A 12,490-nucleotide genomic window follows, 5' to 3' on the forward strand; every position below is an offset into this window, starting at 1 on the left:
GACGGCCCCGGCACGGGCTTTGCGGGCGATTGCATGGGCCAGATGATGGGTGGCCCCATGATGGGCATGATGATGGGCGGAGGCCTGATCATGCTGCTGTTTGTCGCGGTGCTGGTCCTCGCGGCGGTGGCGCTGATCAAGTATCTGCGGCAGCCTGCATGACCCGCCCCGGTCATTACGCGGCCGGTCTCGTTGTGGCGCTCGGCTCGACGGCATGGGTCGTTGCGGCCGACGCCCCGATCGTTCCCGAGGGGTTGGGTTTTCTCGGTGCGACGGTGACGGCCGAACAGGTCGCACTCGGGCAGGAACTCTACGCGGCCAATTGCGCCGCCTGCCACGGGGCCAAGCTGGAGGGTGAACCCGACTGGAAGCGCCGCAAGGACAACGGACGAATGCCCGCACCGCCGCATGATGCGAGCGGCCATACCTGGCACCATGCCGACCGTCAGTTGTTTACCATCACCAAGTTCGGGGTCAACGCCATCGTACCCGGCTATGAGAGCGACATGCCGGGCTTCGAGGGGGTCCTGTCCGACGACGAGATCAAGGCCGTTCTGGCCTTTATCAAGAGCACCTGGCCCGAGCGCGCACGCGATTTTCAGGCCGAAGTGACAGCCAATGACGAGGGCGGATCATGAGCGTGCCGACGACACCACGAAGAAGCCGGGTTTCCCTGCTGATGGTGTTGCCCGTCGCGATCTTCGCCGGGCTTGGCGCCGCCTTTTACTGGGGGCTCTGGAACACGGACGACCGGCTGCCCTCGACCCTGATCGGCAAGCCGGTGCCGGAATTCGATCTGCCGCCCATAGAGGGGCGCAGCGACGGGTTGGCCACCACTGATCTGACGGGTGACGTGTCGATCGTCAACGTCTGGGCGTCCTGGTGCGTGCCGTGCCGTGCCGAGAACCCGCTCTTGGTCGAGCTTGCCGAGACCGGCGCGGTTCCGATCCATGGGATCAACTACAAGGACGCTCTTGGCGCGGCGCTGGCATTCCTCGACGAGCTGGGCGACCCCTTCACCCGCATCGGGGCGGACCGGAATGGCCGCGTCGCCATCGACTGGGGGGTTTACGGCGTGCCGGAAACCTACGTGATCGACGCGGAGGGCCGTATCGCAATGAAACATGTCGGCCCGTTCAACCGTCAGATCATGGAAACCGAGATCATGCCCGTGGTCCGGGCGCTGCAGTCGGAGGAAACCCCATGAACCGCAGAGATTTTCTTGCCGCTGCGGCGGCGGCGACATTGGCCACGCCGGTCGCCGCGCGCCCGGTCATGCCACTTCGGGACAGCCCACGAGACATGCTTTCGCCCCCCTTCGTGGACGGCGGCGGGCGCGACCTGACCTTGGCCGATTTCCTTGGCCAAGTCGTGCTGCTCAACGTCTGGGCCACCTGGTGCGCGCCCTGCCGCGAGGAAATGCCGACGCTGGATCGGCTGCAGGCGCGGCTTGGCGGGGCGGATTTCCACGTCCTTCCGCTCTCCATCGACCGGGCAGGGTTCGGCCCGGTGCGCCGCTTCTACGACGAGATCGGGATCGCGCATCTGGGCCTGTATCTCGCCGAGGACATCCGCGCCATGGCGGCCTTCGCCGTGGTGGGCCTGCCGACGACCATCCTGATCGACCGGCAGGGCCGCGAACTGGGCCGCCTTTCCGGTCCTGCCGAGTGGGACAGCCCAGAGAATATCGCACTCTTCGAAACGACCGTAGCAAAAGGAAAAAACACGCCATGACAAACATACCTCTTATGCGTCGCCGACAGGTGGCACCCGACCGCTGGCCCCTGAACCGCCGCCAGGCCGTGATCACGGCGATGATCGTCGTCGGCGCGGGCCTGTGGCTCAACTGGGGCTGGCTTGCCGCGATCGGCGTCGCCCCCCTGATCCTGAGCCTCGCGCCCTGTGCGGTGATGTGCGCCACCGGATACTGCGTCATGTGCAAAAGCAAGGGCTGTGACGCAGCAAAGACTCCGGCCGATATGCCGGACACGACGAGGGACTGACCTTTCAACACAACCCAAGGAGATGACCATGAAAACGACCAGGACACTGAGCCTCGCTGCCACGTTTGCAGCTCTTATCGCAGCCCCGATGGCATTTGCGCAGGACGACACGGCACCCGCGCCGATGGACGGGCAGATGATGCAAGGCGGCGGCATGATGGGGGATATGTCCGGCATGCAGAACATGATGGGCATGATGCAGATGATGCAGCAGATGGGCCCGATGATGGAGGCCTGCACCGAGATGATGCAACACATGGCCCATCACAGCCCCGAGCATGACATGCCGCCGGCCGGGACCGATGCTGACCCTGCACCGCAGGGCGGTTGAGCGAACGCTGCCCGGGCCACGGTCCTGGCCCGGGCGGCCCCACCTTTTGAAAGGCCCGATCACATGAACCAAACTTCGAACGGTTACGGCTTGAGCCGCATCCGTCGCGGTCTCTGGGCACTGACTGGCGTTGCCGCAGTCGCGCTCGGGGCCGCCTTCCTCTGGCAGGCACTGACCCGGCCAGACCTGCCCGCCCCCCGCGTCACCGGCGAGGCGGCGATCACCAATGCCTATACCCTGACCGATCATACCGGACAGATGTTGACGGCGGACAGCTTCGACGGCCAGTGGCAGCTGGTCTTTTTCGGCTTTACCCATTGCCCCGATATCTGCCCGACAACACTGGCCTACATGGCGCAGGTGATGGATAAACTTGGGCCGGGCGCCACGCAGGTGACACCGATCTTCATCACCGTGGACCCGGCCCGCGACACGCGCGACGTCATGGCCGCCTATGTCGGGGCCTTTCATCCCCGCATGGTAGGCCTGACCGGAACTGAGGCGCAGGTCGCCGAAGCCGCGCGCAATTTTCGGGTCTGGTACGAGCGCGCCGAGGATACCACCGCACCTGACGGCTACACTATGGCCCATTCAGGACACATCTATTTAATGGCCCCCGACGGTCGTTTCTTCGATGTCTGGATGGAGGGCGACGCGCCCGCCGAGACCTTCGCCAACAACCTATCGACCCTCATTCAAACGACAGGATCATCATCGTGAAAATCATTGCTCTCGCCGCTGTCTGCGCGGCGCTCCCGACTCTCGCAGCCGCCGATGTGAGTGTCACAGACCCGTGGGCCCGCGCCAGCATCCTGGCCAGCCGCCCAGGTGCCGCCTACCTGACGCTTGAAAGCGATATCGCGGACCGGCTCACGGCGCTTGAAACGCCAGCGGCGGGCCATGTGATGCTGCATGACACTGTAACGGATGCCAGTGGTGTCTCCCGCATGCACCATATCGATGTGCTCGATCTTGCCCCCGGCACCCCAGTCACCTTCGCACCTGGCGGGATGCACCTGATGCTGATGGGGCTGACCGGGAAGCTGGAGGAGGGTCGCACCTTCCCCCTGACCCTGAGTTTCGAGCATGCCGGAGAGATCATGGTCGAGGTGCCGGTTCTGAGCGTTACCGCGACCGGACCGAAGGGGGCGGAATGAAACATGTCCTTGTCTGTCTCGCACTTGTCCTGCCGCCTGTACCGGCAATGGCGCATCATCCGGGCGAACAGAGCGACGAGGTGATGACGGAACGCGAGCCGGCGTTTGAAGCCATGGACCTGCGGCGGACGCCGAACCTAAGTGGCATTGATGCCGGTGGCACGCCACTGCGGATCGACGCCATGGAGGACCGGATCATCGTCATCAGCTTCGCGCCCGAGGGGTGTGACGCACCCTGCAAGAGCCAACAGGCGCTGTTGCACAAGGTTCAAGAGGGGGTGAATGTCACGCCGATGCGCGAGATGGTCACGTTCCTCACGGTCGGTCTGGCGACAGAGGGCTGGGACAGCACGAACTGGCACGCGATTTCTATCGAGGGTGGTATCTCTGAAGCTGCCGATGACTACGCCGCCTTGTCAGAACGCGACAGCGCTGCCCCGATGATCCATATCATCGGCCGGGGCGGGCGCCACGCGGCGATTTTCCACGGCGCGGATTTCTCTCATGTAAATCTGATCCTCTACATCAACGAATTGACCAACGCAGCGCCGCCGCCTAAACCGGGCCTTCTCGAGAGCATCTTTGAGATTTTCCAATGACAGCAGTCCCATTCACTTATGTCGGGGAGTCGCGCGATTGGCTGGGCGCGCTGCGCCGGTATTTCGTCTTCTCCGCTGTCGCGCACCTGATCTGGGAATTCGCGCATATGCCGCTCTACACGATCTGGCTGACCGGAACGCCCGGGGAAATCGTCTTTGCGGCGGTGCACTGCACCGGGGGTGATATCCTGATCACGCTCAGCACCTTTTTCTTGGCGCTCATGCTGTTCGGCCGACTCACGTGGCCGCAGACGCAAGGACCCCGTGTTCTGCTTGCTGCGCTGATTTTCGGTGTTGGCTACACGATCTTCAGCGAATGGTTGAACATTGAGATCCGTGAGGCCTGGGCTTACCGCGATCTTATGCCAATCATTCCCGTGATCGACGCAGGGCTGAGTCCTGTTCTGCAATGGGTGATCATTCCGACTGCGGCCTATTCCTATGCTCTTGGTTGGTGGCCATGGCGACAGAGAACGCCGGAGGTTTCGCATGGCTGACCTCTCACTTCTCGGCATGACTGCGGCCCTTCTGGCAGGTGCGATATCCTTTGTCTCACCCTGTGTGCTTCCGCTCGTGCCAGGCTATGTCTCCTATATCGCCGGGCGCTCGGTAGGCGGCGCAGTGACCCCGGGCCGCGGCCAGGTTGTCTGGCTCAGCCTTTGGTTTGTGCTCGGATTCTCCACGATTTTCATGATCTTCGGGGCCTCTGCCACGGCCCTCGGGCAATCATTGCTGCGCTGGCGGTATGAGCTCAACTTTCTCGGCGGCGGGATCATCATCCTGTTCGGGCTCTTCATGCTGGGGGCGGCACGTATTCAGGCGATGGAGCGGGATTTTCGGTTTCACCTCGACCTGCCGGGAGGGCGCCCCACGGTCTCTTACGTGCTTGGGCTCGCCTTCGGCTTTGGCTGGACTCCTTGCATCGGCCCAATCCTCGGCGCGATCCTGACGGCAAGCGCGACAAGTGCAACGATTGGACAGGGCGTGACGCTGCTTGCGATCTACTCCGCCGGGCTTGGCATCCCGTTCCTGATAGTCGCCGCCTTCACCGACCGCCTTACGGGTCGCCTGCGTGGCGCGGGACGTTTGGGCCGCCGTCTGCATCAGGGTGCGGGCGTGGTGATGATTCTTATGGGGATCGCAATGATCACCGGTCAGCTCAGCGCCCTGTCATACTGGTTACTCGATGTGTTTCCTGTGCTGGGAAGGATTGGGTGAGGCAAGGTCGACACTCCAAAACGCAAAAACTCTTACAGTCCAGGTCCGGCAAAATGCTGAATCCAAGCGTTGTCAACGTCTCAAACGCGCCGGTGCCGTGGGGACAGACAGCCGAGAAAAGGTCAGCTTTTGACAATGTGACTTGCATCTGGCCCGCAGCCCATTAGTTACAGATAATGTTCAAAAAAAGCCAAAATACCTGTTACAGTATTCTAAGGGCGTCGGGGCTTCTCCTCATGACCCTTGCATGGCTTTTTCTGAACACCATGACTCCAGCCATGGCAAATGCTGCAACGATGCAAGATATGCAAACGATGGACCAGCATGGTTCCACCAAGCACTTGGAGCACACTTCGGAGTCAACGCATCCAAAACACGCCCAGTCGGCTGACCTTTCAACAGCGTCCGGCGATCCAATGAAAGATTGCGTGTCGTTTTCCTGTTGCCTGACTACGCGTGAAGATTCGGTGCTTGTGCAAGCATGGCAATATTTCTCAACCTTGAATTTCAACAAAATTAACCAGTTAATTCTTGTTGAATTTAAGCCGGGCTCCGAAGACAGACCTCCAAAGCATCTCTGATCCCAAATTGAACCCGGGCAGCGCACGCGTGCGCTTGCCCGATTTGTCAGATCGAGGATGCGGGCGATGACACGCCCGAACGGAGAATATGATGCGAGGACGCTATACCGCGTTGAGCATACTGGTCATTGGTGTAAGCGCTTTGGCCGGAATTGCTGGTGAACGATATTTATGGAACCCGTCTGCAGGAGTAGAAGCTACCGGGCCGGAAATCTTGTATTGGGCCGCGCCGATGGACGCGAACTATCGCCGGGACGGGCCGGGGAAATCTCCAATGGGCATGGATTTAGTTCCTGTCTACGCAGGTCAAGAGCCGTCAAACGATCCTGCCGAGGTGCAGCTATCAGGGCCCGAGATCAACGCGATCGGTGTCCGCACGGCAATTGCCCGGGTCGACGCCGTCTCGGAACGGATAGATACCGTGGGCTACGTTGGCTATGACGATCACCTGACAAGCCATGTCCACACGCGCGTCGAGGGTTGGGTCGAGACACTCAATGTGCGCGCCGTGGGCGATCAGGTCGCCAAGGGTGATCTTCTTTTTGAGATGTTCTCACCTGCAATCGGGTCGTCCAGTGCCGATTTGATCCGGGCCATTGACGCGGGCGATCCGAGGATTGTCGATCTGGCGCGCAGCAGCCTGCGCAGTCAAGGCATGCCGGACCGGCAGATTGACGAAATCGCCAGTTCGGGCAGGTCGGCACGCAATCTGCGTGTCTACGCTCCACAAGACGGCGTTGTGATTTCGCTGGAGGCCGCGGACGGAATGTTTCTGCAACCCAACACGCGGGCGCTGTCGCTCACTGATCTGTCGCGGGTCTGGCTGATCGCGGATGTATTCGAGCGCGATATCGGGCGCCTCTCCGATAACATGACGGCAGTGGCAAAATTCGATCATCTGCCCGGTCAGCGTTTCGAAGGACGGATCGACTACATCCATCCAGAGCTCGATGCCCGTACCCGGACCCTGCCGGTGCGCTTGCGATTCGACAATCGCGAGGGCCTGCTCAAGCCAAACATGTTTGGTACTGTCACGCTTGTCCCGGAGCAGACGCGCGAGGCAGTGACGATTCCAAGCGAGGCGATCATTCAAACGGGGCGGGCCGAGAGGGTCATTCTCAGGACCGGAGAGGGCACGTTCAAGCCTCGTCTGATCACTACGGGGCTGCGGGATGCCTTTGGCGAAGGCGGGCGAACAGAGGTCTTGCAGGGGCTGGCCCCCGGCGAAGAGGTCGTGGCCTCTGCCCAATTCCTGATCGACAGTGAAAGTGCGATGTCCGCAGGACTGATGCGCATGGCTCCTACTGATGCTGAACCTGCGCAGGGACAAGGCACACTCGTCGCACTTAACGCCGAGACAAGTATGGCGACAGTTCGCCACGATGGTCTGGAAAGCCTCGACTGGCCGCCGATGACCTCGCACTTTCCGCTTCGGGCGGATGTCGCAATTGAGCATTTCAAGCCAGGTCAGATGGTGGCGTTTCGCGTAGCACGCGGGGCGGATGGCCAGCTCGGTCTGATTGATCTTGCTGGAGATGACGAGATTGCAGCAACCGCGACGGGTTTGGTCGCGGCGGTGACAGACGATGGCAAGCTCACCATGCGCCATGACGCGATTCCTGGTATCGGCTGGCCCGCCATGCAGATGGATATGCCGGTCGCCGGGCTTGATCCGGCAACGGTGCCTTTGGGTGAACGGATCGAATTCGATCTGGCGAAGGATGAGGATGGTAACTTTGTCATTGTGGCTGTTCGGGCACTTGGCACCGAAGTGCAGAGCGCGGATACGCCAGAGATTGGCATGTCCACGACGGCACCATCAATCACGATCCCCGGCCGCATCGAAGAGATCGACGCCGAGGATCGGACGGCGAAGATCGCACATGGTCCTATCCCTGAGACGGGAATGCCAGGGATGACAATGGAATTTGAACTTGCCGAGACGCTTAATCCGGCAACGCTTGCTCTCAACGCCGATCTGATACTGACATTTGAACGCCCCGACGGGATTACTATGGTCTTGACGGCCGCCGAACCGGCGCAACCACCAGTGCAGGTTTTGGGGACGATCAATTCAATAGATTCATCTGCCGGTCGTGCCAATATAACCCATGGCCCGATCCCCGATATTGCTATGCCGGGGATGACAATGGACTTTGCCATCGCGCCAGACCTCGAACCTGACAGTTTGCCGGTTGGCAGGGAAACCAGACTTCTTCTCGCGCGCAATTCTGATCTGTCGTTGACCCTTGTCGGGATCGCGCCCGCGCCGGAGTTGTTACAATGATCCCTATGATTATCAGGTCGTCAATCGCCAACCGTCTCTTGGTGCTCGCGCTCGCTGTCATGCTGGCCGTTGCCGGGGTTTGGGCCATCCGCTCGACTCCGGTCGATGCCATTCCCGATCTTTCCGATGTTCAGGTCATTATCAAGACGCCGTATCCGGGGCAGGCCCCGCAGGTGGTCGAGGACCAGGTGACCTTCCCCATCACCACTGCCATGCTCGCCGTGCCGGGGGCCACGGATGTCCGCGGATTCTCCTTTTTTGGCGACAGTTTCGTCTACATCGTGTTCGAAGACGGGACCGACCTCTATTGGGCGCGCAGCCGCGTATTGGAATATTTGCAACAGATTGCGGCGGACCTGCCCGAAGGTGTTTCCCCCGAGTTGGGACCGGATGCAACCGGCGTCGGCTGGATCTATCAATATGCGCTGATCGACCGGACCGGGGGCCATGATCTTGCACAGTTGAGAACGCTACAGGACTGGTTTCTGAAATTCGAGTTGCAGACGGTCGCGGGTGTGTCCGAGGTGGCCACCATCGGCGGCATGGTCAAACAGTATCAGGTGGTCGTGGATCCCAACAAGCTGCGCGCCTTTGATCTCTCGCTGTCACGTATCCGGGCGGCGATCGAGGCCGCAAACCGGGAAACCGGGGGCAGCGTCATCGAGATGGGCGAAGCGGAATACATGGTGCGCTCCACCGGCTATGTGAATGAACTAGCCGATCTGGCAGCCGCCCCCTTGACGGTGAACGCGCGCGGCGCCGCGGTCACCCTGGGTGACATCGCCGATATCCGTCTCGGGCCTGAAATGCGCCGCGGGGTTGGCGAGTTCGGCGGCGAGGGCGATGCTGTCGGCGGCGTGGTCATCCTGCGGTGGGGTGGGAATGCGCTGGCAACGATCAAGGCCGTCGAAGCACGCATCGAAGAATTGCGAGGCAGCCTGCCCGAGGGTGTGGAAATTGTCACGACCTACAATCGCGCAGGAGTCATTGAGCGGGCGGTTGAGACCCTGAAAGACAAGCTGACCGAGGAATTCATCGTCGTGATCCTCGTTTGTGGCGCGTTTCTACTGCATTTGCGGTCTTCTCTGGTGATCGTTCTGTCGCTGCCCCTGGGCATCTTCGCCGCTTTCGTCATCATGAAACTACAAGGTGTCAATGCCAACATCATGTCTCTCGGGGGCATAGCGATCGCCATCGGAGCGATGGTTGATGCCGCAATCGTGATGATTGAGGCGATGCACCGACGAATCGAAAAAGAACCTCTGACCAAGGAGAATCGTTGGCGGATCGTCTCCGAATGCTCGTCCGAGGTGGGCCCGGCGCTTTTCTTCTCACTGGCCATCATTGCGGTCAGTTTCCTGCCGGTCTTTGTTCTTGAGAGCCAGGAAGGGCGTTTGTTCAAACCATTGGCCTTCACCAAGACCTATGCCATGGCCGCCGCCGCGATCCTGTCGATCACATTGGTGCCCGTTTTGATGGGGTACTTCGTGCGCGGGCGAATTCTACCCGAGCAAAAAAACCCGTTGAACAGGTTAGTGATCTGGCTCTATCGGCCCTTCCTGGACGCGGCTGTGGCTTGGCCCTGGGCGACTTCGATGCTTGCGGTCGCGCTGGTTCTATCGATGGCATGGCCGCTGCAACGGCTGGGGACCGAATTCATGCCAGAGCTGAACGAGGGCGATCTGCTCTATATGCCCTCACTCTATCCCGGAGTGTCCATCGGCAAAGCGCGTGAGGTCTTGCAACAGACCGACCGGCTGATTGCCTCTCTTCCAGAGGTACAGACCGTGCATGGCAAACTGGGGCGGGCTGATACGGCCACGGACCCGGCACCGCTGACAATGATCGAAACCACGGTGCAACTGAGGCCTGAGGCCGAGTGGCGTGAGGGCATGACAATGGAGCGTATTCGCAACGAATTGGACCGCATTGTGCAAATCCCCGGTGTGACCAATGTCTGGATTCAACCGATCAAGAACCGCATCGACATGCTGGCCACAGGCATCAAGACCCCGGTTGGGGTCAAGATTTCCGGCGCGGATCTATCGGTGATTGAGCGCATCGGCATCGAAGTCGAGAAGGCTGTCGCGGGCATCGAGGGCACGGCATCGGCTTTTGCCGAACGCCCTGTCGGCGGACGGTTCGTCGAGATCAACGTCAACCGTGATGCCGCCGCGCGCTACATGATGAGCGTGCGCGAGCTTCAGGATGTGGTGCAATCTGCAATTGGCGGCCTGAATGTTTCCGAAAGCGTCGAGGGATTGGAACGGTTTCCAATCAACCTGCGCTATCCGCAAAGCTGGCGGGACAGTCCGGACAAGCTGCGCAACCTGCCGGTTGTGACCCCTTCGGGCGCGCATGTGCCGCTTGGGGCCATGGCCAATATCTCTGTGGTGGATGGCCCCGGAATGATCCGGTCGGAGAATGCGCGACGCACGGGGTTTGTCTTTATCGACATCGCCGGACGTGATCTGGGGGGCTATGTGGATGAGGCACGGCAGGTTGTGACCGATACCGTGACCCTGCCGCCGGGCTACTCGATCACCTGGGCTGGACAGTATGAATATATCCAGAGAATGCAGGATCGGTTGACACTCGTGGCACCCGCGACATTGCTGATCATCACGTTGATGTTGTTCATGGCGTTCTCGCGCGTGACCGAAGTTGCCATCATTCTCGCGGCACTGCCGGTGGCATTGGCCGGCGGTGTCTGGTTGATCTGGTATCTGGCCTTCGATATTTCCGTTGCGGTTCTGGTGGGCTTTATCGCCTTGGCCGGGGTCGCGGTCGAGACGGCCATCGTGATGCTTCTCTACCTCAATCTGGCATGGGAGAAACGCCGTGCCCTCGCGCGTGATCAGAGGCGCCCCCTGACATCTCTGGATGTCGAGGAAGTTGTCTTTAAAGGAGCCTTACTGCGGGTGCGGCCCAAGGTGATGACCGTGGCCACGATCTTCGCCGGGCTTGTGCCGATCATGTATGGCCACGGGACCGGCTCCGAGATCATGCAGCGCATTGCTGCCCCGATGATTGGTGGCATGGCGACGGCAACCCTGCTGACACTCCTGGTGATCCCCGCGATCTATGTGATCTGGAAACGTCTCGCCTTGGCGCGCGTTAACCGCGACTTGGCTAACGAACATCGAAAACCCGCTGATTTTGCAACTTCCGCGGTGCCTGGCGAATGATCGTCCGGCACCGATTGGCGCAACAAAAAGGAGATCCCTATGCGCAAGACCCTACTGACTATCATAACGCTCATCCTGAGCACACCAATGGCCACGGCCCAAGTGAGCAACATGGAAGGGATGAATCATGGTGCAATGGCCATGGACAAAGCTTCTGCGGAAGGCCCCATGCACGTTGACGCAACGGTAAACAGTATCGACAAAGATAGCGTCAACGTCAGCCATGCCCCGATCCCCGAGATTGGTTGGCCTCAGATGACAATGGATATGCCATTTGCCGCAGATATTCAGCCGATGCCTGAAATTTCTGCTGGCGACAAAGTCATCATGACGTTTGTAATGGGTGAGGATGGCATGCCGCGCGTTACAGCCTTGACGGTCAAGCAATAACAGCAATGCGCCGCAACAAGCTTGCTGCGGCGCATTCTCCTATTGATGGTCCTATGCCTGCGAGACTTCGCAGAGACGTTCATTCATCCAAGGGCAGGTAGAGATCGCCGCCTTCGCGGAATTTTTTCGCCATCGCCGTCATGCCCTCTTTCTGGGCTTCGGCGCGGATGTCGTGACTGATCCGCATGGAACAGAATTTCGGCCCGCACATCGAACAGAAATGCGCCACCTTATGCGCCTCCTTGGGCAGGGTCTGATCGTGGAAATCGCGCGCCGTCTCGGGATCGAGCGAGAGGTTGAACTGATCCTCCCACCGGAACTCGAACCGCGCGCGCGACAGCTCATCGTCGCGCCGCTGCGCCCCCGGCAGCCCCTTGGCCAGATCGGCGGCATGGGCCGCGATCTTGTAGGTGATCACGCCGGTTTTCACGTCGTCGCGGTCGGGCAGGCCCAGATGCTCCTTGGGCGTGACATAGCAGAGCATCGCACAGCCGAACCAACCGATCATCGCCGCCCCGATGCCGCTGGTGATGTGGTCATAGCCGGGCGCAATATCAGTGGTGAGCGGCCCGAGCGTGTAGAACGGGGCCTCGTGGCAACACTCAAGCTGGGATTGCCAACTTGTTTTCGCCATTTTTGAGAGGGGCGAGACCTCTGCCTGTCAGGCGGTCATTTCGGCAGCATAGCCTCTCCAGAGGTCGAAAGCATCGGACCTGGCGTGTCGGTATGAGATGGC

General features: G+C 60.4%; 15 protein-coding genes. 14 read left to right on the forward strand and 1 reads right to left on the reverse strand.

All coding sequences use genetic code 11. The annotated features are described in order from the left end of the window. Positions 1-158 precede the first annotated feature (158 nt). From BHD06_RS21475 to BHD06_RS21535, 14 genes are all read left to right on the forward strand, one after another. Entirely contained in the window at positions 159-638 is a 480-nt protein-coding gene (locus BHD06_RS21475; protein ID WP_080458998.1) for a cytochrome c, read from the forward strand. After that, positions 635-1,207: a DsbE family thiol:disulfide interchange protein gene (locus BHD06_RS21480; RefSeq protein WP_254892558.1), complete on the forward strand. Its 573-nt coding sequence runs from the start codon at positions 635-637 to the stop codon at positions 1,205-1,207. Before BHD06_RS21475 ends, BHD06_RS21480 begins: the two co-directional genes overlap by 4 nt. Next, the gene (locus BHD06_RS21485; RefSeq protein WP_080459000.1) at positions 1,204-1,734 is read left to right on the forward strand and encodes a TlpA disulfide reductase family protein; all 531 of its coding nucleotides are present in this window, start codon (positions 1,204-1,206) and stop codon (positions 1,732-1,734) included. The genes BHD06_RS21480 and BHD06_RS21485 overlap by 4 nt, the downstream gene beginning before the upstream one ends. Continuing rightward, positions 1,731-2,003 carry a hypothetical protein gene (locus tag BHD06_RS21490; protein WP_254892559.1) on the forward strand — a complete coding sequence of 91 codons (273 nt, stop codon included), beginning with the start codon at positions 1,731-1,733 and terminating at the stop codon, positions 2,001-2,003. Before BHD06_RS21485 ends, BHD06_RS21490 begins: the two co-directional genes overlap by 4 nt. A gap of 28 nt (positions 2,004-2,031) precedes the next feature. Beyond that, positions 2,032-2,334: a hypothetical protein gene (locus tag BHD06_RS21495; RefSeq protein WP_080459001.1), complete on the forward strand. Its 303-nt coding sequence runs from the start codon at positions 2,032-2,034 to the stop codon at positions 2,332-2,334. 63 nt (positions 2,335-2,397) lie between these two features. Then, positions 2,398-3,054: an SCO family protein gene (locus tag BHD06_RS21500; RefSeq protein WP_080459002.1), complete on the forward strand. Its 657-nt coding sequence runs from the start codon at positions 2,398-2,400 to the stop codon at positions 3,052-3,054. Continuing rightward, on the forward strand, positions 3,051-3,491 hold the full coding sequence (locus tag BHD06_RS21505; protein WP_080459003.1) for a copper chaperone PCu(A)C: 441 nt from the start codon (positions 3,051-3,053) through the stop codon (positions 3,489-3,491). The genes BHD06_RS21500 and BHD06_RS21505 overlap by 4 nt, the downstream gene beginning before the upstream one ends. Beyond that, positions 3,488-4,090 carry a hypothetical protein gene (locus BHD06_RS21510; protein ID WP_080459004.1) on the forward strand — a complete coding sequence of 201 codons (603 nt, stop codon included), beginning with the start codon at positions 3,488-3,490 and terminating at the stop codon, positions 4,088-4,090. The genes BHD06_RS21505 and BHD06_RS21510 overlap by 4 nt, the downstream gene beginning before the upstream one ends. Next, on the forward strand, positions 4,087-4,587 hold the full coding sequence (locus tag BHD06_RS21515; RefSeq protein WP_080459005.1) for a hypothetical protein: 501 nt from the start codon (positions 4,087-4,089) through the stop codon (positions 4,585-4,587). Before BHD06_RS21510 ends, BHD06_RS21515 begins: the two co-directional genes overlap by 4 nt. Continuing rightward, complete coding sequence (locus BHD06_RS21520) at positions 4,580-5,308, forward strand: cytochrome c biogenesis CcdA family protein (protein ID WP_080459006.1); 729 nt, start codon at positions 4,580-4,582, stop codon at positions 5,306-5,308. The genes BHD06_RS21515 and BHD06_RS21520 overlap by 8 nt, the downstream gene beginning before the upstream one ends. Positions 5,309-5,544: 236 nt before the next feature. Further along, positions 5,545-5,889, forward strand: coding sequence for a hypothetical protein (locus tag BHD06_RS23325; protein WP_139784839.1), 345 nt, complete (start codon positions 5,545-5,547; stop codon positions 5,887-5,889). A gap of 91 nt (positions 5,890-5,980) precedes the next feature. Next, entirely contained in the window at positions 5,981-8,176 is a 2,196-nt protein-coding gene (locus BHD06_RS21525) for an efflux RND transporter periplasmic adaptor subunit (RefSeq protein ID WP_176214453.1), read from the forward strand. Further along, on the forward strand, positions 8,173-11,364 hold the full coding sequence (locus BHD06_RS21530; protein ID WP_080459008.1) for an efflux RND transporter permease subunit: 3,192 nt from the start codon (positions 8,173-8,175) through the stop codon (positions 11,362-11,364). The genes BHD06_RS21525 and BHD06_RS21530 overlap by 4 nt, the downstream gene beginning before the upstream one ends. Before the next feature lie 39 nt (positions 11,365-11,403). Beyond that, positions 11,404-11,754, forward strand: coding sequence for a copper-binding protein (locus BHD06_RS21535; protein WP_139784840.1), 351 nt, complete (start codon positions 11,404-11,406; stop codon positions 11,752-11,754). A 79-nt stretch (positions 11,755-11,833) separates the two neighbouring features. Here BHD06_RS21535 and BHD06_RS21540 read toward each other — a convergent pair whose 3' ends face one another. Further along, positions 11,834-12,388 (reverse strand): phosphomethylpyrimidine synthase ThiC, encoded by a 555-nt coding sequence (locus BHD06_RS21540; RefSeq protein WP_376764872.1) that lies wholly within the window; start codon positions 12,386-12,388, stop codon positions 11,834-11,836. Positions 12,389-12,490: the final 102 nt, after the last annotated feature.

This window comes from Roseovarius sp. A-2, from assembly GCF_002072155.1.
GTDB lineage: Bacteria > Pseudomonadota > Alphaproteobacteria > Rhodobacterales > Rhodobacteraceae > Roseovarius.